Consider the following 25,827-nt stretch of genomic DNA (forward strand, 5'->3'; position numbering starts at 1 on the left):
CACATGATCGCCCTGACAGCAAATCAGTGTGGGGAGTAAATCGAGCAACGATAGCTCGCGTTTGAATGCCGTGGCTGTCGGCGTCACTCTGCGAGGAGTCTGGAGATGGTCTGCTGCAGGGAAGACTGCCAATGCGGCGCTGACCAGCCGAAGACTTCTTTCAGTTTGGCCGTCGAAAGACGTGAATTGGCCGGGCGTTTTGCCTTGGTTGGATAGTCTGCCGTGCCAATGTCAATGACGGTGGCACCTGGCCCGCCATGTCTGACGCTTGCGTCGAATATGGCACGGGCAAAGCCGCTCCAATTGATATCGCCCGTGCCGACCAGATGGTAAATGCCATAGGAGTCAAAATTGGGCTTTGCTGCCAGATGGTCGGCAATGTGGAGAATGCAGTCTGCAATATCAAGGGCACTGGTGGGATTGCCCCACTGATCGGCAACGACGGACAGGCTATCGCGCGTTTCAGCCAGTTTCAGCATGGTCTTGACGAAATTCTTGCCGAACGGGCTATAGACCCATGCCGTGCGCAGGATCAGATGTCGTGGATTGGCCGCAGCGACAAGCAATTCGCCCTCAAGCTTTGACTGGCCGTAAACGCCCTTGGGGCCGGTTGGATCCGTCTCGACATAGGGGCGGTCAAGGTCGCCAGCAAAGACATAATCGGTCGAAAGATGCAGAACCGGTACGTTCAGGGCTGCTGCTGCTGCGGCAACCGCTTCAGCGCCTTTCGCATTGACGGCAAAAGCGGTTTGCGCATCATCCTCGGCCATGTCCACGGCTGTATAGGCGGCCGCAGAAACCACAAGATCAGGTCTTGCTGCTGTAATGGCTTTATGCACGCTCGCGGGATCAAGCAGGTCAAGCTCAGGGCGTCCAAGTGCAATGACGTCCAGATCTGACCTGTTTGCAGCCTTTTCCAGCAGGCTTGTGACGACCTGACCTTCGCGACCTGTGACGGCAATTTTCATCGGGAACCTGCGGGTGCTGCTGTTTGTCCAGTGCCAAGGCGGTCGCCCGCATAGGTCTTGTTGCGGATTGGCTGCCACCACCATTCATTGTCGAGATACCACTGGACAGTTTTCTCCAGGCCAGTCTGGAAGGTTTCCTGTGGTTTCCAGCCCAGTTCACGCTCGATCTTCGATGCGTCGATGGCATAGCGGCGATCATGGCCCGGACGGTCGGTGACAAAGGTGATCAGCTCGCTATAGGGTTTGCCATTGTTGCGTGGGCGCTTCTTGTCGAGTATGGCGCAGATCTGTTTGACGACGTCGAGATTGGTGCGCTCTGAATGGCCGCCAATATTATAGCTTTCGCCGATAGCCCCCCGGGTGGCGACCAGTTCGAGCGCGCGCGCATGGTCTTCGACAAAGAGCCAGTCACGGACATTGGCACCCGTGCCATAGATTGGCAGCGGCTTTTCATCCAACGCATTCAGGATGACAAGCGGTATCAGCTTTTCCGGGAAATGATAGGGGCCATAATTGTTCGAGCAGTTCGACAGGACAACCGGCAGGCCATAGGTTTCATGCCAAGCGCGCACCAGATGGTCGGAGGCAGCCTTGGAGGCAGAATAGGGCGACGACGGCTTGTAAGGGGTTTCTTCCGTGAAAATGCCGCTGTCGAAAGGTAGATCGCCAAACACTTCGTCTGTCGAGACGTGATGGAAACGGAATCTTGACTTGCGAGGCTCTGGCAGTTCGCGCCAATAGGCGAGGGCGGCATTGAGCAACCGGAAGGTGCCGATAATATTGGTTTCAATGAAGGCAGCCGGGCCATCAATTGAGCGGTCGACGTGGCTTTCGGCCGCCAGATGCATGATAATATCGATCTCCCTGTCACGCAGCGTTTGCAGGATCAGGGAGTCATCGCAGATGTCTGCCTGAAGAAAGCTGTAATTGGGAAAATTCTCGATCTGACGCAGCGAAGCCAGATTTCCGGCATAGGTCAGCTTGTCGAGATTGAGAACATTCTTTTGCGGGTCTGCGGCAAGGTGGCGGCAAACTGCGGAGCCAATAAATCCAGCACCACCGGTGACGAGAAAATTCATTTTATCCCTCAGGCAAATGTTTCAGCATTGGCAAGAAGCGGGGCTTTCTGATCTTTTTCCGAAAGCTGTGCGCCCGTTGCAGGCAGCGGCCATTCAATTCCGATCGCAGGATCATCAAAACGGATGCCCCGATCATGCTCCGGCGAATAAATGTCGGTCACCTTGTAGATGACTTCGGTATTGTCCGTGAGCGTGACAAAACCATGGGCAAAGCCCTTTGGAATGAGAATCTGGTTCCATTTTTCGGCGCTGACTTCCAGCGAGACCCATTTGCCGAAGGTTGGTGAGCTTCTGCGAATATCGACGGCAACATCCAGAATGGCGCCACGGACCACACGTACGAGCTTGTCCTGCGCGCGCGGCGGCAACTGATAATGCAGGCCACGCACAACACCTTTAGCGGCTGAAAAGGAATGATTGTCCTGTATGAATGTCAGGTCAATTCCGGCGTCCGCAAATGATTTGGCATTATAGGTTTCAGAAAAAAAGCCGCGATCATCGCCAAATTTTCGCGGAAGGATTTCCAGCACACCATCAAGACCGAGAGAACGGACTTCCATTAATCTTTTCCCAATTCTTCAATGCGTTTGCGCAAATAGGCAGCATATTCGGTTTTACCAAGCATGTCTGCGCGTTGTGCGACAGCTTTGCTGCTGAGCCAGCCTTTTTCCAGGGCAATTTCCTCCGGGCAGGCGATCTTGATGCCTTGGCGCTTTTCAATCGTGCGCACGAAGGAGGAAGCTTCATGCAGGCTGTCATGCGTGCCGGTATCAAGCCAGGCATAGCCCCGGCCGAGGCGCTGCACATGCAGGGCATCCTGTTCGAGATACCAGTTGTTGACGCTGGTAATCTCAAGTTCGCCACGGGCGGAGGGCTTGATCGAGCCTGCAATATCAACAACGCGGTTGTCGTAGAAATAAAGCCCGGTTACCGCCCAGTTGGATTTTGGCTTTTCCGGCTTTTCCTCAATCGTGATGGCCTTGCCGGTCTTGCTGTCAAATTCCACCACACCATAGCGATGCGGGTCATCAACGCGGTAGGCAAAGACAGTGGCGCCTTGCATGGGCTTTTCTGAAAGCTGCGACAGTTTTGAAAGGCCATCGCCGAAATAGATATTGTCGCCCAGAATCATAGCCACACTGTCATTGCCGATGAAATCCCGGCCGATGATGAAAGCTTCAGCCAGACCATTCGGTTGCGGCTGTTCGGCATAGCTGAATTCAAGGCCAAACTCGCTACCATCACCAAGAAGCTTCTGAAACAGTGGCAGATCATGCGGCGTCGAGATGACAAGGATCTCCCTGATGCCTGCGAGCATCAGCACGCTCAGCGGATAATAGATCATGGGCTTGTCATAAATTGGCAAAATCTGCTTCGAGACCGCAATTGTCAGAGGATATAACCGGGTGCCACTGCCGCCAGCAAGAATAATACCCTTCATATCAGCGAGTTTCCCTTTGGTTGGTTTGCCAACTTGTCATTGACATCTTTGATTTAGCATCATGACTACAATTTGGCGAGGATAAGATTTACTGAAGATAGTTCCGAAATGCGAATTATTGTTTATAAAACATTATATAATTCCATTACAAAGTGTTATCGGGCATGCATTGAGTAAATTGAGTGCGGAAAATCATGTAGAAATTGCTAAAAAACAATAAATAACAATATATTGCAGGTGAATGGGTAAATTATGGCGGCACATGTGTTTGTAATCTTTTGATAATACAATCTAAGTTGCGCTTTTCGATATCCGTAATCGACGGGATGCACAAGGCTTATTTGCAAACTTGTCGCTGTTTTGGTGCAAATAGGGACTTCCTGTTGACGGAATGGTGTTCCGGGTGCGGGTGAACGGGGCTCGTCAAGTGCAACTGACCTCTATGTAGGCATATTGGTCACATATGAGATAAAGGAATCTTATCCTTTTCGGGGAGGCATATTGTTCGGCGCCTTTTAATGTTTGTTTTACCTGGATTTCATCTGTAGGCAGCATCTGTTTGTCAAAATGATGTCGGTCGAATCAAATATGATGAATTGAGCGAAATATAACCGTCACTTGTTTCGGGTATATGGAGTGGGATTCGTCACATTGTATTTATTTTCGTGTACAATAAAGAATTGATTGTTGACTTATTCAGAACATATGAAAATTTATTAGGATGTTCCCTATTTATTTGAAAAAGTTTGTTTTATGGTGCGAGAAATCGGAATAGTTGTGAATAATCATTCTGAATTATGATTTATAATGGGTATAAACATGTTATGCGTTGTCGAAACTGCTTTTCTGGTTTGATTGCAGTGTATGCCTGAATGCATTCTACGTTAAGTACATCGGTCATTCGCATGGTTTGAAAATCATGTGAAATGCATTCGGTAAAGTATAACCGATGGTTCTCACCAATGTAGCGTGGCAAAAATCGAAATTGAGACAAGAATTGCACATGTCGGCTTGATGGAATGGTGCCGTGTTGTGATGTGCGAAAGTTTGTGAAGGGCTGGCATGAAAATGTGGAATAGCGATATCCGTTCAAAAGATGTGGACTTCCGTTCTCCGGCACGACTTCGCATGCGTGAATTTTCCAGATCCATGCCCATGCTGCTTTTGCGCAGCCGGGAGCCATTCTTGCGGCATTTTCGCCCGAGCCTGCGGGCACATGGTGTGACGGAACAGCAATGGCGTGTCTTGCGCGCTCTGAATGCGGTTTATGAAATAGAGATCACGGCATTGGCCAATGCGACCTGTTTGCTGGCGCCGAGCCTGTCACGGATTCTGCGCGATCTGGAAGAGCGTGAGCTGGTGGAACGCAGGATGGACAATAAGGACTTGCGAAAGAGCTTTGTGTCGCTGACGCAGCAAGGCCTTGCCCTGCTTGAATCATTCTCTGCCGAATCGGAGGCCATTTATAATGGCATACGCGAACGGTTCGGCCAGGATAAATATAATCTTTTGATGAACCTGTTGCGCGATCTGGAAGCCTCATTGGCGGTTGACGATGTGGTCGAAAGCGAGAATTAACGCTTGTTCCCCTTCAGGCCAGTATTGATCCGGCGCTATCCCAGATCAGCTTCGTGCCGATGACGATCATCAGGATATAGATGAGCTTGTAGAAGCGCTCCGCATCGATACGGCGCACCAGCCAGATGCCTGCCCAGGTCGATAGAATGGCAACCGGGATGAGGGTCGCCGACAGGAACAGATGCTCGCGTGTGAATTGTCCCAATGCGAAATAGGGAATGATCTTCACGTAATTGACACAGGCAAAGAAGATCACGGTCGTACCGACGAAAACATCACGGGGCAGGCGCTGTGGAATGACATAGATCTGGAAAGGCGGGCCGCCTGCATGGGCAATCATGCTGGTAAAACCGGCGCCAGCACCACAGATCAGGCCAAAGATCGTGCCCGGTCTTGCTGCCGCAACCGGCCCGGCGCGCTCAAGAATGAGACGGCGCAGGCCGAAGATGAGCGAAATCAGGCCAACGCAAAAACCAAGGCCGGCATCAGAGACATGGGACGCCAGCAGATAGCCAAGGCCGACGCCGATGAATGCGCCGGGCAACAGGATGGAGAGGTTTCTCCTGTCCCATGTGGCTCGGTAGGAAATGATGCTGATCGTGTCCTGCACAAGCAGGATCGGCAGCAGGACAGCCGCGGCATGAACCGGTGATATGGCAAGCGCCATCAACGGGATGGCAAGATTGCCAAGGCCGATGAAACCGCCCTTTGCAAGGCCCAGAATGATCACCGCTGGAATGGCAACAGCATAAAAATGAAAATCGACGATCATAAGTGTGACGCCATTTCAGGAGAAAGTTGGTGCGGTTATAAACGCAGGCCTGATGGGGGAGAAGCGGATAATCGTGGAAACAACTGCTTACGACATTCTTGCAATCATATTATCGTGAGGCAAGCCCACATTGCCACGCAACAGTCGGGCAGCAGACGGCCAGGCCGGACGATCAGCCAGTGAGGAGACCGTTTTGCAGCAATGTTTACCGATTGTTGCTGAACGGGGCCAAACTCCTTCGACCGTGGCGCGTCAGGCGGCAGGCAGGTCAGGGCTCATCATCACGATCGGGGGGCACTTGCGGACCGGCTATATTGCTTTTGGCGAAAGTATAGCCAGTTTCCACTGCCTTGAGGCCGAATTTGCTGCGCAATTTGTCAATCGCGCTTTCTGCAACGGCGCGTTTTGTTGCCTGCACATCGATCAGGTCGGGCGGATCAGCCCTGTCACTTTCGCTCAGATCGCTGACGCCAATGCCGATCAGGCGAAAATGTGTGCCATCCAGTTCGCGTTCCAGAAGATCAAGGCCGGTTCGGAAAATACGATCGGCAAGCTGAGTCGGGTCGGGCAACTGGCGATTTCGGGTACGCAATCTGAAATCGCGGCTTTTCAGCTTCAGCACAATGGTGCGTCCGGCAAGATTATAAGTCTTCAGGCGGCGTGACACCTTTTCCGACAAAGCGCGCAGAATGGGGACGAGATCCTCACGCTGTGACAGATCCGTATTGAAGGTGGTCTCGGCCGAAACACTCTTCATGTCATGCTCAGGCTCCACCTTGCGGTTGTCCTGCCCGCGCGACAGGCGGTAAAGCCGCTGGCCCATCATGCCATAGGCCTTCATCAGTACGTCTTCATCCATGGTCTGAAGCTGGCCGATGGTGCGAATGCCATCGCCTTCCAGTCTCGCCGCAAGGGATTTGCCGACCCCCCAGAGGGTGCTGACGGGTTTGTCGCGGAGGAATTCCAGTGCTTCCGCTTCGCCAATGACCGAGAAGCCACGCGGCTTTTCCAGATCGGATGCGATTTTTGCCAGAAATTTGCAATATGAAAGCCCGATGGAGACGCTGATGCCGATTTCCTTTTCCACTTTTTGCGCAAAGCGGGCAAGAACGATGGCAGGCGGCGCCTTGTGCAGCCTTTCTGTGCCGGAAAGATCCAGAAAGGCCTCATCGATGGAAAGCGGCTCAACCAACGGCGTCAGCTCATGCATCAGCGTGCGTACCTCACGGCCAACCCTGGCATATTTTTCCATATTGGGCTTGATGACCACGGCCTGCGGGCAAAGTTCGAGTGCCTTGAACATCGGCATAGCTGAACGCACACCATGAATGCGCGCCAGATAGCAAGCCGTTGAAACCACACCCCGTTTACCGCCGCCAATAATGACCGGCCTGTCACGCAAGTCAGGGCTGTCGCGCTTTTCGACCGAGGCATAAAAGGCGTCGCAATCAATATGGGCCAGCGAGAGCGTATAAAGCTCCCTGTGGCGGATCAGCCGTGGACTGCCACAGGCATGACAACGCCGTACTGTTGCTGATTCTTGCAGCGTAATGCAATCACGGCAAAGACCCTGTTCCGGGCTGTTATCAACGAAACTGACGGACATGGCAGAGCATAATGGACTGAACATAAAAGGAACATCCATATATAGCATCATGGATGTAAAAGGCTATTGTTCCGTCAAGCCGTTCGGCCTGCCTCTTGACTTCATCCCGTAATATTACCAAATTCATTCCATGAGCAGTTTTTATGCACATGGAATCTATCGGATCAGTCCGATCGCAGAATAACAGCCCTCTAACCTTGTGATGCGCCACATGGTTGAGAGGGAATAATGCCGCTTATCTTCAAGCGGACTGCATAAAGCGCATTCTCACAACGCAATCAGATTCATGGCCACCCAGGGATGGGCCATGTATTGCCATTCATAACCAACAGGTGAGTGACGACATGACCGCTATTAAGCGTAAGAAGCCCAATATCGTGATTGACCAGCAGGACTATGATCGTTTGACCGTGCTGGCAGAAACCGCCGCGCCTCAGTTTGCTGAAGTTGCCGAAGAACTGCTGGGCGAGCTGGATCGTGCCAAGGTTGTATCTTCCAGCCGTTTTCCAGCCGATGCCGTACGCATGGGGTCGACGGTTGTCTATCGCGCCAGTGATGGCAGCGAACGCAAGGTAACGCTGGTTTATCCGGGTGAGGCCGATATTGCGCTTGGTCGCGTTTCCATCCTGACGCCGATCGGCACGGCCCTGATCGGTCTTGCGTCGGGTCAGTCAATCGCCTGGACGGCGCGCGATGGCAAGTCGCATGAACTGACCGTGATTTCCGTCACGCAGGAGGCAGATCAGCCGGAAAACCAGACTGAACAACTGTCCCAGAACGTTGCGTCGTGATGCGAAACGCGCGGCGCGCCAGCCGCCCGGTTCAGGCGCCATGGTCCTGTTTGCGCCTGCCCCATGTGTTTTCAGGAATAATACTGGTTATTGCCGCCGGGCAACAGGGCGGATGCCTTTTCAAACAGGGCCGGGTCTTTTCCGGTTTCCGTACAGAACCGCAGCAGGGTCGGTTCGTGGCCAAGGAAAAACTGCAGGACGCCGGCAAGAAAACCCGGCTCCTGTGCGGCCTGCCGGATCTGTGCCGCTTCGATGCCGGTCAGGGCCAGAAAGCGTGGTAGAAGATCCCTGTCCTGTGCCAGCCAGACCAGTGCTTCTATGGCGAGGCTTTCGGCATCTTCTCTGCTGATTGATTTTTTCATTTCCCTCTCCACCATGGCGCCTGAAGACCGACGGCGAACAGTCTTCATGCTGAAATCCGCCGGGAACTTGTAATCGTTTGCCATTCATCAATCAAATTGGTTTAAGATGTTGCGATCAAGGCAATAAAAGGCCAGGGAACAGCATGACGAAATGTGTAATGATCGTTGAGGATAATGAACTCAATATGAAATTATTCCGCGATCTGATCGAAGCCAGTGGCTACGAAACCATTCGCACGCGTAGTGGTCTTGAGGCTTTGGATCTGGCGCGCGAACATCGCCCGGATCTTATCCTGATGGACATTCAGTTGCCGGAAGTATCCGGTCTGGAAGTCACGAAATGGCTGAAGGACGATGACGAGCTGAAACATATTCCGGTCATTGCCGTCACGGCTTTTGCCATGAAGGGGGATGAGGAACGCATCAGGCAGGGTGGCTGTGAAGCCTATATTTCCAAGCCCATATCCGTGCCGCGTTTCATCGAGACGATTCGCTCCTATCTTGGCGATGCCTGATGGCGGCTTGAGATTTCACGCTAAAAAGCTCTCTGTCTCTGAGAGACGGCCAGACGGCTGACAAAGATCGAGGGAAACACAAATGCCCTCAGCCTCACGGAATGCGCCGGTTTCAAAAGATGAACAGAGCCGAATCAAAACCCCCTCGTTCTGATCGACGTCAAATCGAGGGGGCAGCAATCTTGAGGCGTTTCGCGACGCCCTTATGACTGGACCATTTGCCGGAAAATATCAGACGGCCATGCCGTGCAGATCATAGGCATCGCTGGCTTCGATCTTGACGGTGATGATATCGCCAACGCGCAACGGGCGGCGCGAGCGGATATGCACAGTGCCGTCGATTTCTGGCGCATCATAGCGGGTGCGGCCTTTGGCGACGGTGCCATTGGCTTCGTCAATGATGACCGGCAGACGTTTGCCGACCTTCTTTTTCAGAAGATTGGTTGAAATCTGCTGCTGCTTGGCCATGAAGCGATGCCAGCGCGCTTCCTTGATTTCTTCCGGAACCGGTTCAAGACCAAGATCATTGGCCTTCGCACCCTTGACCGCCTCATATTTGAAACAGCCCGCACGGTCGATCCTGGCTTCCTCCAGCCAGTCGAGCAGCATCTGGAAATCTTCTTCCGTCTCACCCGGAAAGCCGACGATGAAGGTCGAGCGCACGGCAAGATCCGGGCAGGCCTCACGCCATGCCTGGATGCGGCGCGAGGTCTTTTCCTGATGGGCAGGGCGGCGCATGTTTTTCAGGACGGCAGGCGAGGCATGCTGGAACGGAATGTCGAGATAGGGCAGGATCTTGCCTTCCGCCATCAGCGGAATGACTTCATCGACATGCGGATAGGGGTAGACATAATGCATGCGCACCCACACGCCCATGTCGCCCAGCTCACGCGAGAGGTCGAGGAACTTGGTGCGAATGGTGCGATCCTGCCAGACGGCTTCCTGATATTTCAGATCAAGACCATAGGCGCTGGTATCCTGCGAGATGACGAGAATTTCCTTCACGCCCGCCTTTACCAGCTTTTCTGCCTCGCGCAGCACCTCGTTGATCGGTCGCGAGACAAGATCACCGCGCAGTGCCGGAATGATGCAGAAGGAGCAGCGGTTCGAGCAGCCTTCGGAAATCTTCAGATAGGCATAATGGCGCGGCGTCAGCTTCACGCCCTGCGGCGGTACAAGATCGATGAAGGGATCATGCTGAGGTGGAACAGCCTCATGCACGGCAGCCATGACGCTTTCATAGGCCTGCGGGCCGGTGATGGCGAGCACATTCGGGTGACGCTCACGGATGACATCCGGTTCGGCGCCGAGACAGCCCGTGACGATGACCTTGCCATTTTCATTGAGCGCCTGGCCAATGGCCTCTAGCGACTCGTCGCGGGCTGAATCCAGAAAGCCGCACGTATTGACAATGACCAGATCAGCGCCGTCATGCTTTCGGGAGATTTCATAGCCCTCGGCACGCAGGCTGGTGATGATGCGTTCGGAATCGACCAGCGCCTTCGGGCAGCCAAGGGAAACAAAACTGACGCGCGGTGCGCTCATTGGAAAACCTTACCAATTTGGGAAAAATTGGCGCCGGATTATCACGATATGGGTGCAAAGGTAAAGTTCGTTGCTTCACAAGGCTGCCATGTATTGGGGGCAGGGCAGGGAATTGCGGGATCAGCCCGCATATTGATCGGCTATTGATCCTGTTACGCCGGACTTAAGAAAATTGGACGTTGGCTTTCCATCCAGAACTGCAGAAACAATATGCTGGAGCATTCAGCATTTCGTCTAGCGAGCCAGACAGTTACTGGCTGGAGTTGCCGAGAATCCGGTGAAGCGGCCAAGAAAAAGCCGGGCAATTGGCCCGGCTTCATGGGTCTGATCAGGATTATTCGGCTTCGTCGGCCGGGGCCGCATTGAGCTGGCCATAGCGTTCCTCACCAATCTTGTTCAACAGTTCAAGCTGGGTTTCAAGGAAATCGATATGGCCTTCTTCATCGGCCAGAAGCTCATCAAAAAGCTGCTTGGAGACATAGTCACCCAGCTCATCGCAGATTTCACGCGACTTCTTGTAAGAGGCGCGGGCATCATATTCACCGGCAAGATCGGCTTCCAGGACTTCCCTGACATTCTGGCCGATGCGCAGCGGCGCTACGGTCTGCAGGTTCGGATGGCCTTCGAGGAAGATGATGCGGTCAATGAGCTTGTCGGCATGATGCATCTCTTCGATGGATTCAGCGCGTTCCTTCTTGGCAAGGCGTGTATAGCCCCAATCGTTGAGCAGGCGGTAATGCAACCAGTACTGATTGACTGCACCAAGCTCCAAAAACAGAGCTTCGTTAAGCCGCTCGATGACCTTTGGTTCGCCTTTCATTCCATGAACTCCCGAATTTGTCGCGTAGAGAACGCACACGATCCATAAACTGGATGACGTTTTCATCCATCTGATTGTGACGAAGATGATATTCTTCAGTCACTCTTATGATCGTTTCTACAACATTTGGGAAGCAGCCGCAGCAGCGACCGCTCTTTTCGAGAGCGTTATAAACAGTTCCCGGAACGATGAGGCGCCAGCAGTCTTCATCCAGCAACTTGATGACAATGGCTTCAATATCCTTGTCAGTAATGACATTGCAGCTACAGACGAGCATCAGGCGTTTGCCCCCATGTCTTCGGCGCTTGCTGAGCACGAAAACCCAATGAAAACAACTGGTTCAAGAGAAATAACGCTCTGGCGGGAGGCTTGGCTCACACAGGCCGTGCCTAATCCCACGCACTGCAGGTCGGTCAAGCTTGCCAACAAGTTTCTCTCCAATCGTCAGGGTTCAAGGCCCAAACATCAAAGATTCCACACGGGACGGATCTAAACCCGCCATTTTCAGTCAAGTTAATGCGTGTTCGGAAAAGAAGAGTCAAATTCTATATTTTTGAAATGTTCTAAATATCAATCACTTGGAATGATTCTAAATAGGGTTTAACTGCTGGTAACTAAAAGAGAATTGGCAATCCTGATGGGGCTGGCAGGTAAAAATGGACTAGGGAGCCTTTCCAGCTGCGTTATTTTGACACAGCTTGTGGAAAAGCTCCCCTCCAAGGTCGGTCAGTTGCCATAAACGGCGGTAAAACCCTCAAACTGCGGCGGGCCTACATAAAGTGGCTTGGTCGAGCCTGCATTGCGATGCGCTTCGCGGAACTGTTCCGACTTGGTCCAGTTTTCAAAGTCTTCGCGGCTGTGCCAGACCGTGTGCGAGGAATAGAGCGTATAGCCTTCTTCTTCATTGGTTGCGCCGCGCAGGAGGTGGAAGCTTTCAAAGCCGGGCATTTCCGGGAGCCTGGAATCACGATTTTTCCATACGGATTCAAACTCGGCTTCGCTGCCGATACGCACTTTGAAGCGGTTCATGGCAATGAACATTGCTGTCCCTTTCAGTTGCTAATGCCAAAAATAAGGATTGGCGTGTGCGATGCAAAAATCGCACACGCCGGTGAGCGGGGGAAGGGGCGGGGATGAGAGCATCTTGCGTCCATTGGAATGCAGGAAGAATGTCCTCATCGCGCGCCCGTCAGGGTTTAGAATTGGAACTGGGTTGCGATCAGGAAGGTACGGCCGCGGCCAGAACCATAGGTGCTGAGTGCCGGCGTGTAATTGGTGTCAGCCACGTTGAGGACCTGGGCCGATACGTCTATGGAATCGGTGATCTTGTACTTCGCAAACAGGTCAACCAGCGTGTATGGATCGCTTTCCCCGCCACCAAGCACTTTGCCGCTTGAAGTGTGAGAGATGCGCGTACCGGCTTCAAGCTTGCGCTCGAAGAATCGCCCACCCAGGGTCACAGAAACGATGTCTTCGGGCATATACTGGTTGGCGCCCATGCCAGCCGTCTGTTCCGGCAGATCGGAAATGGCGTGGGTATAGGTCAGGCCGCCAAAGGCAAAGCCGGCATCATAATTGGCCTGCAGTTCAAAACCCTGGACGGTCGAGGTGCCATTGACATTGACGAACTGGCTATAGTCGCTTGCGGCTGCGATATAGTCCTCGACGCGCATATGGTAGTAATTGGCCTTGAGGCGCAGCGCATCCTCCGCCGTGAACAGGCCATCATACTTGACATTGGCGCCGATTTCCCAGCCGCGTTGCTTTTCAGGGCGCAGGTCAGGATTGCCGTGCATCATGCCCATGCCAGCATGGGCTTCACCGCCAAGGAAGGTTTCCTGCAGGGTTGGTGCGCGCATGGAATGGGCATAGGTGACGTATGGCTGCAGCCAGTCGGTGACGCTATAGGCAAGGGTCACTTTCGGGCTCAGAACACCATCATTGTTGGAAACGGTGCCATCTTCGTTATCAATGTCGTAGACATCATAACGCAGGCCGGTGATCAGTTTCCAAGCGGCATAATTCCAGGTGGCTTCAGAATAGACTGCACCACGATTGATGGTCGCATCAACCGGGTTCACGCCTGTCTTGGTGCCGTCTGCATTGTCGTGATTGAATTCAAGGCCGTTCTTCCAGGCAAGCTCGACTTCACCCAAGGTAAAGCGCGACGTATTGGCTGCGTTTGCGCCAGTCGTTTCAACCGAGATCTTGCGGCCAACATAGCTGCCATTGCCGTCAAGCCAGCTTTGCAGGGTCGAATTGTGGAAGACATTGACATCAAGATCAATGACATCATTGTCAGACGGGTTGAAATTGTACTGGGCAAAGAAGGTGCGGTTCTGCAGAAACAGATCATAAGTGGTGAATGTTCCAGGGCGATAGCCATTGGCCCAGGTGCCGTATTTGTTGTTGTAGAGCACGCTGCCGAGTGTCAGCTTGTGGTCTTCCCCAAAGCCGAATTCGGCCTTGAACAGGCCGGAGATGAGGTCCTGGCCGGTCTTGTTGACGGTTACACCATCGCCATCCTTATAGTCGTCCGAATCGGTACGGCTGATGGCGGCAGCAAGGCCCATGGATTGAATGCGTGCAGCGCCCGCCAGCATTTCGGAGAAGCCGCGGCCATTGCTGCCCCATGAGACGCGGCCAAGCCCGCCAGCATCCTTGCCATCAAGCAGAATGTCATCGACGCCAAGCGTACGGAAATTCACACTGCCGGCAAGACCGCCAGTGGTCGTTGAGCCGCCACGGGTAATATCGATCTGCGAGAGCAGATTCTGGTCGATATAGGTGTAACCCTGCGCATCATGCGCCGTCGTGCGATAGGTCTGCGGCACGCCGTCAATCATCATGTTGACACGGCCGGAGCCCTCAAAGCCGCGAATATTGACGGCAACGCCCGGATTGGATGCATTTTCAAGGGTGAATATGCCTGCTTCGCTGCGCAGGACATCATCAAGCTTCGTGCCGCCGAAACGTTCGATCGTGGTGCGGTCGACACGGGCCGTTGGGGCTGGCTGGTTGATCGGATCGGCTGCTGCCGCATTCCCCTTAATGGTGATCTGCTTCAGCTCAACAACTTCTGCCTCTTCTGTTTTCTTTTGTTCCTCTGCGCCTGCTTCAACTGTCGCTGCCATCAGAACAATTGCGAGCCCCGTGTTCGCCAGAAACGATCGGTAAAAAGCTTCGCCAGTCGCCTGCATCTTGTCTCTCCTGTCGGCGCAAACTCACACGGACCGTCCGTGGGAAATATGCGCAAATGTTGCTCAGTGCGTTTGCTCAAGTGCTCACGCAAGGCTGGCTCGGAAGAGACCCTTCCTGGCTGGCAAAATTTGTGCAATTAAACTTGACTTATTTAATCCAGTATTGCAGTGATTATTAAAGGTGACAGATTGAGTCAACAATTATTTGACCGATGTAATCCGGTCTTTTGTGGAACCAGCAGGGCGGAAAATGAACAGACGAATTCACATTGACATGCAGGTGCGTCTGCCGCGCGACAAGAATGAAAGAGGGGCAGATGGGCAGTCCTCCTCATCTGCCGGGACGCATGTAGGGCCGCAAAGCGTGCAGGGCAACTTTCAACTCAAGACCTATGGCACGCGTGAACTGTTTGGCTCTGCGCGCGAGGTAGGGATAGAGCATGGTGGGGCGCTCTATCGCCTGAAAATTACCCGCCAAGGCAAGCTCATTCTGAACAAATAGGCATATCTTCATGACGACACCGGACAAGCCATATCCAGAACAGATTCTCGCCGCGCGGGCGGAAAATCCCAAGATGCGCGAGCGCGATTTCGCTCTTCATCTAGGCATTTCAGAAGCCGATTTCGTGGCTGCCCATTGCGGCGCCGGCACGGATGCAGCCTTCATTGCAAAGCGCATTCGCGCCGATGTTGAAACCTTGCTCAAGCGCGCGCCAGAGCTTGGTGAGGTGATGGTGCTGACGCGCAATGAAAGCGTTGTGCACGAGAAAATCGGCCCGTTTGAAAAGACCGAATATCATCCGCATGCCTCGCTTGCGCTGGGTAGGCAGATTGATCTGCGCATTTTTCCGAAACATTGGGTGCATGGCTTTGCGGTGCAAAAGCGCGATGGCGAGGATATTCGCCGCAGCCTGCAGTTTTTCGATGCGACTGGCGAGGCCGTACACAAGATTCACCTGCGCTCAGGCTCGAATGTTGCGGCCTATGATGCCCTGGTGGCAGAGCTTCTGCTGGATGATCAGTCGCCATCTGTCACAACCGAACCCGCCACGCCAAAGGCGGACAAGGCTGATATGTCGCTCATTGATCTGGAGGGGTTTCGCGCGCGCTGGAAAGGCTTGACGGATGTGCATCAGTTCGTCGGCCTGCTCAGGGATTTCGGCCTTGACCGTCACCAGGCCATCAAACTGATCGGGCAGGATTTTGCCTGGCAGGTTGACCGGTCATCGGTTGAGGCGATGATGAAAAATGCAGTCAATGAACAGATGCCGATCATGTGCTTTGTCGGCAGCCGTGGCTGCATCCAGATCCATACGGGTGTGATTCATGATATCAAGATGATGGGCCCGTGGCTGAATGTGCTGGATCCGACCTTCCACATGCATCTGCGTACGGATCACATTGCTGATGTCTGGGTGGTGCGCAAGCCGACCAAGGACGGTCTTGTCACCTCGCTTGAGGTCTATAATGCCGATGGAGAACTGTTCGTGCAGTTCTTTGGCGAACGTCACGAAGGCGAAGAGGAACTTGCCGGCTGGCGCATGATCACGGAAAACCTGCCGCGCGTTGCGCAGTCGACGGCTGCGTAGAGGCTTGAAATGTTGAATCTCAAGAAGTTGTGCCTTGCAGGCATGGGCGTTTTGGCAGCAACCGTCATGTCGGGTGCTGCTTTGGCCGAAACGGTTGAGCGTTTTGCCGACACCTCCCGCATCGTTTCGGTTGGCGGCGCCTTGACCGAGATCGTTTATGCGTTGGGCGCCGAAAAGATGCTGGTCGCGCGCGATCAGACGAGCCTTTATCCGGAAGAAGCGCAGAAACTGCCTGATGTCGGCTATATGCGCCAGCTTTCGGCTGAAGGCGTGCTGTCGGCCAATCCAACCGGCATATTGCTGGTTGAAGGAAGCGGGCCGGCCGAAACGCTGGATCTGTTAAAAAAGGCCTCGGTTCCCATGGTGATCGTGCCGGAGGAACACAGTGCCGAAGGCGTTCTGGTCAAGATAGATGCGGTCGGCAAGGCGCTTGGCCTGGAAGACAGGGCGAAGGAACTTTCCGATAAGATCCGCAGCGATCTCGAAGAAGCAGAAAAGATGGCATTGCAGCATAATCCGCGCAAGCGTGTGTTGTTCATCATGTCGGCCCCCGGTGGCCGGCTGATGGCTGCCGGCAAGGATACGGCTGCCGATGGCATGATCAGGCTGGCAGGGGCCGAAAATGTCATCAGCGAATTTTCCGGTTACAAGCAGCTGACGGATGAGGCGGTCGAGAAAGCAGCTCCTGACGCCATCCTGATGATGGATCGGGGCAATGGCGACAACACGCATGCGGTGGCTGATGAATTGCTGAAAAATCCGGCACTTGCCGCGACCCCAGCCGGAAAGTCAAAAAATATCATCGCAATGGAAGGGCTTTATCTCCTGGGTTTCGGTCCACGCACGGGGGCTGCGGCGCGTGAACTGTCGGCAAAGCTTTATGGCGAAGCCGGCCATCAGTGATCGATCTTGCTATGTTGGACAAGAATGCAAACAGCCACCCGGTGAAAGCGGGAACCGGATGGCCAAATTGTCATTTGAAGGCTGGTCGAGGAAAGGGGCGCGCAGCACGCGCGCGTCTTGCCATTGTGTTCCTGGCGTTTGGCTTGTGTGCTGCAGCCCTGTTCAGCCTGACGGCTGGTGCATCCGATGTTTCATTTTTTGCCTTTCTGCGTGCAACCATTTTGGGCGAAGGCATGGACGCGCTCGGGCGTGACCGGCTGATCATCATGGAAATCCGCCTGCCGCGCATGGTTCTGGGTGTGCTGGTGGGGGCGGGTCTTGCGGTTTCGGGCGCGCTCATGCAGGGGCTTTTCCGCAATCCTCTGGCTGATCCGGGGCTGGTTGGCGTGTCGTCCGGGGCCGGGTTGGGGGCTGTTTCGATGATCGTTCTGGGTGGAACCGCTCTGGCGCCGGTGACGGCATTACTGGGCATATATGCCTTGCCCATCGCGGCCTTTCTGGGCGGTCTTGCCTGCACGATCCTGCTTTACCGTGTTGCAACGCGGCGCGGTCGGACTTCGGTTGCCACCATGCTTCTGGCCGGTATTGCGCTTGGCGCACTGGCAGGGGCAGCCACGGGAGCGCTGATCTATATTGCCGATGACCGGCAGTTGCGTGATCTCACCTTCTGGGGGCTGGGCTCGCTTGCCGGGGCAAACTGGACAAAGATTTTCACGGCAGGGCCGATCATTCTTCTGGTGATTTGTGCCGCGCCAATGCTTGCGCGCGGATTGAATGCGCTTGCTCTGGGTGAGGCGGCGGCAGGCCATCTCGGCATTCCGGTGCAGCGCATCAAGCGGATTGCAATCACCACGGTTGCAGCCGCCACGGGGGCGACGGTTGCCGTGTCTGGCGCGATCGGCTTTATCGGCATTGTCGTGCCGCATATGCTGCGTCTGTCGATTGGCCCGGATCACCGCTATCTCCTGCCTGCGGCTGCATTGCTTGGCGCGATATTGCTGCTTCTTGCCGATGCAGTCAGCCGTATGGTCGTAGCCCCGGCCGAACTGCCAATCGGCATCATCACGGCCCTTTTTGGTGCGCCGTTCTTCCTCTGGATATTGCTGCGTCAGCGCGGCATCATCGATCTGTGAGGCAGCATGATTGAAACAAGATCACTTGGCGTTCACATTGGTGGCCGCACGATCATCAGCAATATCAATTTTGTTGCGCGTCCCGGCGAGGTGACGGCAATCGTCGGGCCCAATGGTTCCGGCAAGACCACCTTGCTGCGCGCCCTGTCGGGGGACTTGCCCTATAGTGGCACGGCATTGCTGGATGGAGAGTCATTTGCTTCGTTCAAGCCATGGGAAATGGCGGTGCGTCGTGCCGTTCTGCCCCAGGCCAGTGCATTGACCTTTCCTTTCACCGTGCGCGAGGTGGTCGAAATCGGGCTTACCGGCGGTGTGAGCGGTGTCTCAGCCGAAGATCAGGCCGAATTGCCAGAATTGGCGCTGGAAAAGGTCGATCTCGATGGCTTTGCCGACCGGCTTTATCAGGAGCTGTCCGGTGGCGAACAGCAGCGCGCGCAACTTGCCCGCATTCTGTGTCAGGTCTGGGAACCGGTTCTCAATGGCAAACCACGCTATCTCTTCCTTGATGAGCCAATTTCCAGCCTCGATATTCGCCATCAGATCATGGTGATGGAAATCGCGCAGGGTTTTGTCGCAGCTGGCGGCGGCGTGATTGCGGTTCTGCACGATCTCAATCTGACGGCCATGTATGCCGATCGGGTCGCCGTCATGTGCAAGGGCGCGCTCGATGTCATCGATACGCCGCTGGCAGCCTTGACCAATGAGCGGCTTGAGCGCGTTTATGAATGTCCGCTACGCATCAACGTGCCGCCCCCTGCGGGGACGCCCTTTATCCTGCCGCAATCAGTCAGTTGGGGGAATGCTTGAATTTTACACCATCATTGATGTGACGCGCAGCGTTCTTCCAGATTGTCAAGCCCAAGCAATGCGCGCACATTCGGGCGCGTCTTGACCAGATCGTGGATGCTGTATTTCATCAGCACCTCGAAGAAGGCGTTGAGCGCTTCGCGCAGCGCCGAATTCAGGCCGCAACTGTCAATCAACGGGCAGTCGGTGGCGTCATTTTCAAAACATTCCGCCATGGCAAAATTTTCTTCCGTGACGCGAACAACGTCAAACAGCGAAATTTGCGTTGCCGGACGGCCAAGCTTGACACCGCCATTGCGGCCGCGCACCGTCTCGACCAGCTTTGCCTCAACAAGTGGCTGCAGGATCTTGAAAAGAAAGAGTTCCGAGACGCCGTAAGCTTGTGCAATTTCAGGGATGCGGCTCAATTTGCCATCATTGACGGCACAATACATCAGCATCCGAATGGCATAATTCGTCTGTCGCGTAAGACGCATCATTATTCCTTTCAGTCGGTCGGAAGGACCGGGAAGATTTGCGCTTCCGCCCGCTTCCGGCTCCGTCCCTGCTTCAGATCAGTGATGAGGCAGAACAGGAGACTTAAATCCTCAAGGATTCCATGGTTGTAGTCACTTTAGAATCATTCTTAAAAATATTGAAGCCCTTTTATCTGCCGGCATAAAAATAAGTTTGTGACTATAAGCTAATATAATAAGTGAACCATCGGACTGATCATGGATGTCATGTGGTCAGTGTTGCCGGCAAAATCAATGGTTTAACGGAGGCCTGTCCGTGATTGTGTCCTGAATGGTCCGAATGCTGTCAATGCTGATTACTGACAGACGTCGATCCATTCTGCTCCCACCAGCTCTGCCATTTTGTCCGGATTGATTCGCACAGCACTGTTGATGGCACCAGCCGCCGGCACGACCTCATCAAAGGCTTTCAGCGAGATATCGCAATAGATGGGCAGGGGTGAGGGCAGGCCGAAGGGGCAGACGCCGCCAACCGGATGGCTGGTGACGGCAAGCACGGTTTCTGCGTCCAGCATGCGCGGCTTGGCGCCAAAGCGATCCTTGAACTTGCGATTATCAATGCGCGCATCCCCGCGCGTAACGATCAGGATGGTCTGATCCCTGGCGCTGATGGAAAGCGTCTTGGCGATCTGGCCCGGTTCGACGCCATGTGCCTCGGCGGCAAGTGCGACGGTTGCAGTGCTGGTTGGCAGTTCAATGACTTCGATTTCAGGCGCCTTGGCGGCGAAAAATGCTTTTACGGATTCCAGACTCATACCCGTTCCCCTGTCATGCGGGCGCGAGTTTATTGACTGGCACTGGCGCGCGCAACCATGTCAGCGATCAATACGTGTTGACAGGATGATGGAGGACATGGTGCGCTCAACGCCTTCCAGCGCGCCGATCTCGTCCAGCACGGCATCCAGCTCCTTGATGGAGGGCGATTCGACAATGGCAATCATGTCATATTGGCCACTGACGGAATGCAGCGTGCGCACAGCCATCATGTTTCGCAATGCCTGTTCCACTTTCGCGGCAAGTTTCGGAAATGCCGTGATCAGCACATGCGCGCGCACCAGATCGCGCTCGAAATCATGCGCGATGCGCACGGTATAGCCTTCAATAACGCCTTGTTTTTCCAGTTTTTCAATACGGCTTTGCACGGTGGTGCGTGACACGCCAAGCCGCCGGGCAAGGTCGGCAGTGGAGGCGCGAGCATTCTCGCGCAGCAGGGAAAGCAGGGCAATGTCGGCTTTTGTCGTCATATTGTCCAATTTATTCGACGATATGTCAAAAATAATAGCGTCATTTCGTCGGTTTGCATACTTCTTTTTTCATGAATTTTTGTCACGATCATGCAATCGGTTATTCGCTCTTTATGGGGAACAGACATGTCACGAGAAAATTCCGTTAAAGAAATCCTGGTTGTTGGTGCGGGCCATATTGGAGCGACCATTGCAGACATGCTTGCTTCAACCGGCGATTATGCCGTTACGGTGGTTGACCGTTCGCAGGCCCAGCTTGATACGATGGAATCAAGCGCAAAGATCAACAAGCAGACGCTGGACATCATGGACACGCCGGCTCTGGAAAAGGCCCTTGCCGGCAAATATGCCGTTTTGAGTGCTGCGCCATTCCAGCTGACTACCAGAATTGCCGAAGCAGCAGCCAGAACCGGCGTGCATTATCTTGACCTGACCGAGGATGTTGCCAGCACCAAGCGCGTCAAGGAACTGGCGAAGGATGCCAAGACGGCCTTCATCCCGCAGTGCGGCCTTGCCCCTGGCTTCATCTCGATCGTTGCCTACGATCTGGCCAAGCGTTTTGACACGCTCGACAGCGTGCGCATGCGCGTCGGCGCCTTGCCGCAATTCCCGTCCAATGCGTTCAATTATAACCTGACCTGGAGCACCGACGGTCTCATCAACGAATATATCGAGCCGTGCGAAGCCATTGTGAATGGCAAGCTGACGAAGGTTCCAGCCCTCGAAGAACGCGAGGAATTTTCGCTCGATGGCGTCACCTATGAGGCCTTCAATACTTCTGGCGGTCTTGGCACGCTGTGCGAAACGCTGGAAGGCAAGGTACGCACGCTGAACTATCGCACCATCCGTTATCCGGGGCATGTCGCCCTGATGAAGGCGCTGCTCAACGATCTTGGCCTGCGTCATCGCCGTGAAGTGCTGAAGGACCTGTTTGAAAACGCGCTGCCTTCGACCATGCAGGATGTGATCGTGATCTTTGTGACCGTCTCCGGTACCAAGAACGGTCATCTCGTGCAGGAAACCTATGCCAACAAGATCTACGCCGAACGGGTTGGCTCGGTTGTACGCTCCGGCATCCAGATCACGACGGCTTCAGCAATTTGTGCAGTGCTTGACATGCTGGCAACGGGCAAGCTGCCTGAAAAGGGCTTCATCCGTCAGGAAGACATCACGCTGGATGATTTCCTCGCCAACCGCTTTGGCAAGGCCTATGCGCAGGATCACAATTGTGCGCGCCTTGTAGCCTGATCACGTACACGGTCCTGCCTGGCATCTGTGCCGGGCAGGGTCGCATTGTGAACAGAGCTCTCCTCTGAATTCCATGCCGCCTTGAAATTCTACAAATATTGTAGAAATTAGGGCGGCATTTTATGCATAGTAGCAGAATTCTGTAACCAGGGACGACCCAAATGTTGAAAGCTGTTTTGCTGGCCGGATTGGCCTCAGTCGCACTTGCATTGCCTGCTCAGGCAAAGGAGTGGAAGGAAATTCGCATCGCCAGCGAAGGTGCCTATCCGCCATTCAACTACATGAATAGCGAGGGCCAGCTTGTTGGCTTCGATCTTGATATTGCCAATGCGCTTTGCGAAGCCATGGAGGCAAAATGCACGATCGTTGCCAATGATTGGGATGGCATGATTCCTGGCTTGCAGGCCAACAAGTTTGATGCGGTGATTGCCTCCATGGCCATCACGGATGAACGCAAGCAGCAGGTCGCTTTCTCCGACCGCTATTACACCACGCCGCTTTCCGTCGTCGTGCCGAAGGACAGCCCGATCACCTCGCTCGAACCGTCTGCCTTTGAAGGCAAGACCGTCGGTGCACAGGCTGGCACCACGCAGGGCAACTATGCCGATGACGTCTACGGCAAGGCTGGCGCTGATGTACGCCTCTATCCGACCGCGGACGAGGCCAATGCCGATCTTGAAAGCGGACGTCTGGACGCAATCGCTGCCGACAAGTTCCTCGCCGCTGACTGGCTGAAGAAGCAGGGGGCGGAATGCTGCAAGTTCCTTGGCGACATTCCGGGTTCGGAAACCGAAATCGCGGTCGCGCTGCGCCAGGGCGATGATGATCTGCGCGAGCAGTTCAATGCTGCAATCAAGAAGATCCGTGAAAACGGCACCTACGATACGATCCGCAAGAAATATTTCGACTTCGACATTTATTGATCGAATCGCACTGCTTCTTGTGAAACATTGATTGCTCTGGTGTGGAGGAACGCCAGACAAAGAGTTTCAGGAAAAGTAGGCACCGGTTTTCCGCCCGGAACTGCGAAACAACAAGATGACAGCCAATTCAGGGTTCCTGTAAAATCGGAATTGCTCTGGTCAAAATGGCTTGATCAAAACCCATCGGACGGGGCATTCTCCGTCCGAAAGGAAAAAACATAGGGGAATAAAATGTTCAAATCCGTTCTCTTGGCGGGGGTGGCTTCGGTCTTGGCCGTCCTGCCGGCACAGTCGAAGGACTGGAAAGAAATCCGCATTGCGACCGAGGGTGCCTATCCGCCCTTCAATTTTGTCGCGGCTGACGGGTCGCTGCAAGGGCTTGATGTTGACATCGCCAACGCCTTGTGCGCGGCAATGGAAGCCAAGTGCACCATCGTTGCCAATGACTGGGAAGGCATGATTCCGGGCCTCAAGGCCAACAAGTTCGATGCCGTGGTTGCATCGATGAGCGTGACGGAAGACCGCAAGAAGCAGGTTGCCTTTACCGACAAATATTATTCGACGCCGCTTGCCGTCGTCGTGCCGAATGATTCCAAGATTACCTCGCTTGAGCCGGATGCCCTCAAGGGGCTGACCATTGGCGCGCAGGCCGCGACGACTCAGGGCACTTATGCCGAGGATGTCTATGGCAAGGCTGGCGCCAATGTGAAACTTTATCCGACCGCTGACGAAGCCAATGCCGACCTCAAGAGCGGCCGTCTGGATGCGGTTGTCTCCGACAAGTTCCCTGCCGCAGAATGGATCAAGGGAGATGGCAAGGAATGCTGCAAGCTGCTTGGCGATATTCCGGGCACGCAGACCGATACGGCCATTGCCATCCGTCTTGAGGACAATGATCTGCGCGAGCAGTTCAATGCCGCAATCAAGAAGATTCGCGAAGATGGCACCTATGCCACTATCGTGAAGAAATATTTTGATTTCGATATTTACTGATTGCTAATGGCTTGTTTTCCGGGCGTTGCGCCTCCGATCGCGCAATGTCCGGAATTCCTGAATTGACGCATGTCTCATCCCAAAAGCCTATCCGCTTCTGGCGGACATGTACGGGATAGCTCCAGAAATGTGGCAATCAGCTTTCGGTCGGAAACTACGGAAATCAACATGTTGGAGCAAACAGCATTTCGGTGAAAATCTGAATTGTTCTAGTATCGTGCGCGCCGGATTGCCGGCGCGTTTCATTTATATGGTGTCAGGGCATGTCTGAGCAGCGGTTTGATGTCGTCGTTCTTGGGGCTGGTATTGTTGGCGTCTCAACGGCGCTGCATCTGATTGCGCGCGGGCGATCCGTCTGTCTGATTGATCGCGGCGAGCCGGGGCTGGGCACGAGCTATGGCAATGCGGGCTTGATCGAACGCGCATCGGTCATTCCCTATTCCTTCCCGCAAGGCCTTGGGAATCTGCTGCGCTATGCGCTCAATAACCGTTCAGATGTGCGCTATGATCCATTCTATGTGCCGCGAATCGCTGGATGGCTTTACCGGTTCTGGCGCGAATCCAACCCCGATCGTCTGAAAGTCGCCATTGCGGCCATGCTGCCGCTGATCGAAGCCTGTGTGCGTGAGCATGATTATCTGATTGTTGAGGCAGGCTGTAGGAATCTGATCCGTGCCAATGGCTGGATTGAAGTACACCGCAGCACGGAATCATTTCATGCCGCAGTCAAAAGACTTCCTTCATTGCAGCAATATCGCCTCAGCTATGATGTGCTGGACAGTGCCGCGCTCCATGCAAGAGAGCCAGGCCTGGGGGAAGCTGCCGGTGCGATTCACTGGCTTGATCCGAAAACGGTGATCAATCCGGGCGGCCTCGTCAAAGCCTATGCTGACCTTTTTGTGACCAAAGGCGGGGTGTTTCTGTATGGCGATGCCGGTTCGACGGTGCAGCGCGACGGCAACTGGCAGGTTACGACGGACAAGGGGCTTGTCACGGCGAAGGACATCGTGGTGGCGCTGGGCCCACAGGCTGGAATCGTGTTCCGGAAATTTGGCTATGGTTTTCCGCTTGCGGTAAAGCGCGGCCACCACATTCACTTTACGATGAAAGGCGGCGCACAACTTGGCCATTCCATCGTCGATGACGAGGCCGGCTATGTACTGGCACCCATGGTGCAGGGCGTGCGTCTGACGACCGGCATTGAATTCGCCTCACCCGATGCGCCGCCCAATCGCATCCAGATCAGGCGGACGGAAAAGATTGCCCGGAAACTTCTGCCACAATTGGGTGATCAGATCGAAACCACGCCATGGCTGGGCCTGCGGCCGTGCCTGCCGGACATGCGCCCGATCATTGGTGCTGCCCCCAATCATAAGGGCCTTTGGTTCAATTTCGGCCACGCCCATCATGGCTTGACACTTGGCCCGGCAAGTGGCCGGCTCCTGGCAGAAATGATGAGCGGTGAGAGGCCCTATATCGACCCGACACCTTATTCCGCACACAGGTTTCTGTAAATCTGAAGCCTTACCAGCACGGCTCACCGTATTGGCGTAAAATCAGTTCTCACTGGAGGAAAATGGCCTAAGTTGCCTATTTTGCAGGCAAAATGCACACCAGAATAAACATTTCCGGCTTAAATGTTGATTTGATTCGTTTTTCGGTTCGAATTCGCTGGCTTTTGTCATTAAGAAAGGGTAAATTTTAATCACCTCCCCTGTGGAAAAGAAAATAATAAAAATCGCGGGAATGTCGTTGACAGTTTTATGGTTGGGGTTCTATATAGCTCCACAACGAG

The 25,827-nt window shown here is 54.2% G+C and carries 27 protein-coding genes; 12 read left to right on the top strand and 15 right to left on the bottom strand.

Annotation, left to right across the window (positions count from 1 at the left end; genetic code table 11):
- Positions 1-83: 83 nt before the first annotated feature.
- Genes rfbD through rfbA form a run of 4 tightly spaced genes read right to left on the bottom strand, consistent with a single transcriptional unit; the run spans position 84 to position 3,488 of the window.
- Complete coding sequence (gene rfbD / locus ACFO1V_RS11465; RefSeq protein WP_374833813.1) at positions 84-968, bottom strand: dTDP-4-dehydrorhamnose reductase; 885 nt, start codon at positions 966-968, stop codon at positions 84-86.
- Positions 965-2,047 (bottom strand): dTDP-glucose 4,6-dehydratase, encoded by a 1,083-nt coding sequence (gene rfbB, locus ACFO1V_RS11470; protein WP_374833811.1) that lies wholly within the window; start codon positions 2,045-2,047, stop codon positions 965-967. Before rfbB ends, rfbD begins: the two co-directional genes overlap by 4 nt.
- Positions 2,048-2,055: 8 nt before the next feature.
- Positions 2,056-2,607 (bottom strand): dTDP-4-dehydrorhamnose 3,5-epimerase, encoded by a 552-nt coding sequence (gene rfbC / locus ACFO1V_RS11475; protein WP_374833809.1) that lies wholly within the window; start codon positions 2,605-2,607, stop codon positions 2,056-2,058.
- Positions 2,607-3,488 carry a glucose-1-phosphate thymidylyltransferase RfbA gene (gene rfbA / locus ACFO1V_RS11480; RefSeq protein ID WP_374833807.1) on the bottom strand — a complete coding sequence of 294 codons (882 nt, stop codon included), beginning with the start codon at positions 3,486-3,488 and terminating at the stop codon, positions 2,607-2,609. Before rfbA ends, rfbC begins: the two co-directional genes overlap by 1 nt.
- A 1,128-nt stretch (positions 3,489-4,616) precedes the next feature.
- Here rfbA and hpaR point away from each other — a divergent pair.
- Positions 4,617-5,066 (top strand): homoprotocatechuate degradation operon regulator HpaR, encoded by a 450-nt coding sequence (hpaR, locus tag ACFO1V_RS11485; RefSeq protein WP_374833805.1) that lies wholly within the window; start codon positions 4,617-4,619, stop codon positions 5,064-5,066.
- Between the two features lie 13 nt (positions 5,067-5,079).
- On the opposite strand, the gene ACFO1V_RS11490 is transcribed toward hpaR, so the two are convergent.
- Positions 5,080-5,838: a sulfite exporter TauE/SafE family protein gene (locus ACFO1V_RS11490; protein WP_374833803.1), complete on the bottom strand. Its 759-nt coding sequence runs from the start codon at positions 5,836-5,838 to the stop codon at positions 5,080-5,082.
- Positions 5,839-6,106: 268 nt separating this feature from the next.
- Positions 6,107-7,444: a DNA polymerase IV gene (locus ACFO1V_RS11495; protein ID WP_374833801.1), complete on the bottom strand. Its 1,338-nt coding sequence runs from the start codon at positions 7,442-7,444 to the stop codon at positions 6,107-6,109.
- Between the two features lie 344 nt (positions 7,445-7,788).
- Between ACFO1V_RS11495 and rnk the strand changes: the two genes are divergently transcribed.
- The gene (rnk, locus tag ACFO1V_RS11500) at positions 7,789-8,235 is read left to right on the top strand and encodes a nucleoside diphosphate kinase regulator (RefSeq protein WP_374833799.1); all 447 of its coding nucleotides are present in this window, start codon (positions 7,789-7,791) and stop codon (positions 8,233-8,235) included.
- Between the two features lie 71 nt (positions 8,236-8,306).
- On the opposite strand, the gene ACFO1V_RS11505 is transcribed toward rnk, so the two are convergent.
- Positions 8,307-8,597 (bottom strand): DUF3572 domain-containing protein, encoded by a 291-nt coding sequence (locus ACFO1V_RS11505; protein WP_374833797.1) that lies wholly within the window; start codon positions 8,595-8,597, stop codon positions 8,307-8,309.
- Between the two features lie 143 nt (positions 8,598-8,740).
- Between ACFO1V_RS11505 and ACFO1V_RS11510 the strand changes: the two genes are divergently transcribed.
- A complete protein-coding gene (locus tag ACFO1V_RS11510; protein WP_374833795.1) occupies positions 8,741-9,112 on the top strand; it encodes a response regulator in 372 nt (123 codons plus the stop codon).
- 231 nt (positions 9,113-9,343) lie between these two features.
- On the opposite strand, the gene rimO is transcribed toward ACFO1V_RS11510, so the two are convergent.
- From rimO to ACFO1V_RS11535, 5 genes are all read right to left on the bottom strand, one after another.
- Complete coding sequence (gene rimO / locus ACFO1V_RS11515) at positions 9,344-10,657, bottom strand: 30S ribosomal protein S12 methylthiotransferase RimO (protein ID WP_374833793.1); 1,314 nt, start codon at positions 10,655-10,657, stop codon at positions 9,344-9,346.
- 334 nt (positions 10,658-10,991) lie between these two features.
- A complete protein-coding gene (gene bfr, locus ACFO1V_RS11520) occupies positions 10,992-11,477 on the bottom strand; it encodes a bacterioferritin (RefSeq protein WP_374833791.1) in 486 nt (161 codons plus the stop codon).
- A complete protein-coding gene (locus ACFO1V_RS11525; RefSeq protein ID WP_374833819.1) occupies positions 11,443-11,754 on the bottom strand; it encodes a (2Fe-2S)-binding protein in 312 nt (103 codons plus the stop codon). The genes bfr and ACFO1V_RS11525 overlap by 35 nt, the downstream gene beginning before the upstream one ends.
- 449 nt (positions 11,755-12,203) lie before the next feature.
- Positions 12,204-12,518 (bottom strand): antibiotic biosynthesis monooxygenase family protein, encoded by a 315-nt coding sequence (locus tag ACFO1V_RS11530; RefSeq protein WP_374833789.1) that lies wholly within the window; start codon positions 12,516-12,518, stop codon positions 12,204-12,206.
- A gap of 155 nt (positions 12,519-12,673) precedes the next feature.
- Positions 12,674-14,677 (bottom strand): TonB-dependent receptor domain-containing protein, encoded by a 2,004-nt coding sequence (locus ACFO1V_RS11535; RefSeq protein WP_374833788.1) that lies wholly within the window; start codon positions 14,675-14,677, stop codon positions 12,674-12,676.
- 250 nt (positions 14,678-14,927) lie between these two features.
- Here ACFO1V_RS11535 and hemP point away from each other — a divergent pair, with 250 nt between their 5' ends.
- Genes hemP through ACFO1V_RS11560 form a run of 5 tightly spaced genes read left to right on the top strand, consistent with a single transcriptional unit; the run spans position 14,928 to position 19,109 of the window.
- Positions 14,928-15,179 (top strand): hemin uptake protein HemP, encoded by a 252-nt coding sequence (gene hemP, locus ACFO1V_RS11540; RefSeq protein WP_374833787.1) that lies wholly within the window; start codon positions 14,928-14,930, stop codon positions 15,177-15,179.
- A gap of 10 nt (positions 15,180-15,189) precedes the next feature.
- Positions 15,190-16,266: a hemin-degrading factor gene (locus ACFO1V_RS11545; protein WP_374833785.1), complete on the top strand. Its 1,077-nt coding sequence runs from the start codon at positions 15,190-15,192 to the stop codon at positions 16,264-16,266.
- Between the two features lie 9 nt (positions 16,267-16,275).
- Positions 16,276-17,169 (top strand): heme/hemin ABC transporter substrate-binding protein, encoded by an 894-nt coding sequence (locus ACFO1V_RS11550; RefSeq protein ID WP_374833783.1) that lies wholly within the window; start codon positions 16,276-16,278, stop codon positions 17,167-17,169.
- An 11-nt stretch (positions 17,170-17,180) separates the two neighbouring features.
- Complete coding sequence (locus ACFO1V_RS11555) at positions 17,181-18,302, top strand: FecCD family ABC transporter permease (RefSeq protein ID WP_374833817.1); 1,122 nt, start codon at positions 17,181-17,183, stop codon at positions 18,300-18,302.
- A gap of 6 nt (positions 18,303-18,308) precedes the next feature.
- Positions 18,309-19,109 carry a heme ABC transporter ATP-binding protein gene (locus ACFO1V_RS11560; RefSeq protein ID WP_374833781.1) on the top strand — a complete coding sequence of 267 codons (801 nt, stop codon included), beginning with the start codon at positions 18,309-18,311 and terminating at the stop codon, positions 19,107-19,109.
- Positions 19,110-19,120: 11 nt separating this feature from the next.
- Here ACFO1V_RS11560 and rirA read toward each other — a convergent pair whose 3' ends face one another.
- The 3 genes from rirA to ACFO1V_RS11575 form a co-directional block, all read right to left on the bottom strand.
- A complete protein-coding gene (rirA, locus tag ACFO1V_RS11565) occupies positions 19,121-19,585 on the bottom strand; it encodes an iron-responsive transcriptional regulator RirA (RefSeq protein ID WP_374833815.1) in 465 nt (154 codons plus the stop codon).
- A 335-nt stretch (positions 19,586-19,920) separates the two neighbouring features.
- The gene (locus ACFO1V_RS11570; RefSeq protein WP_374833779.1) at positions 19,921-20,379 is read right to left on the bottom strand and encodes a YbaK/EbsC family protein; all 459 of its coding nucleotides are present in this window, start codon (positions 20,377-20,379) and stop codon (positions 19,921-19,923) included.
- Positions 20,380-20,439: 60 nt separating this feature from the next.
- Positions 20,440-20,868, bottom strand: coding sequence for an Lrp/AsnC family transcriptional regulator (locus tag ACFO1V_RS11575; protein ID WP_374833777.1), 429 nt, complete (start codon positions 20,866-20,868; stop codon positions 20,440-20,442).
- A 126-nt stretch (positions 20,869-20,994) separates the two neighbouring features.
- Between ACFO1V_RS11575 and ACFO1V_RS11580 the strand changes: the two genes are divergently transcribed.
- From ACFO1V_RS11580 to ACFO1V_RS11595, 4 genes are all read left to right on the top strand, one after another.
- Complete coding sequence (locus tag ACFO1V_RS11580; RefSeq protein WP_374833775.1) at positions 20,995-22,116, top strand: saccharopine dehydrogenase family protein; 1,122 nt, start codon at positions 20,995-20,997, stop codon at positions 22,114-22,116.
- Between the two features lie 161 nt (positions 22,117-22,277).
- Positions 22,278-23,039 (top strand): ABC transporter substrate-binding protein, encoded by a 762-nt coding sequence (locus tag ACFO1V_RS11585; RefSeq protein WP_374833773.1) that lies wholly within the window; start codon positions 22,278-22,280, stop codon positions 23,037-23,039.
- Between the two features lie 231 nt (positions 23,040-23,270).
- Positions 23,271-24,032 carry an ABC transporter substrate-binding protein gene (locus tag ACFO1V_RS11590; protein WP_374833771.1) on the top strand — a complete coding sequence of 254 codons (762 nt, stop codon included), beginning with the start codon at positions 23,271-23,273 and terminating at the stop codon, positions 24,030-24,032.
- Between the two features lie 263 nt (positions 24,033-24,295).
- A complete protein-coding gene (locus ACFO1V_RS11595; RefSeq protein WP_374833769.1) occupies positions 24,296-25,546 on the top strand; it encodes an NAD(P)/FAD-dependent oxidoreductase in 1,251 nt (416 codons plus the stop codon).
- Positions 25,547-25,827 lie beyond the last annotated feature (281 nt).

The sequence above is a fragment of the Daeguia caeni genome (assembly GCF_042653845.1).
Lineage (GTDB): Bacteria > Pseudomonadota > Alphaproteobacteria > Rhizobiales > Rhizobiaceae > Brucella > Brucella caeni.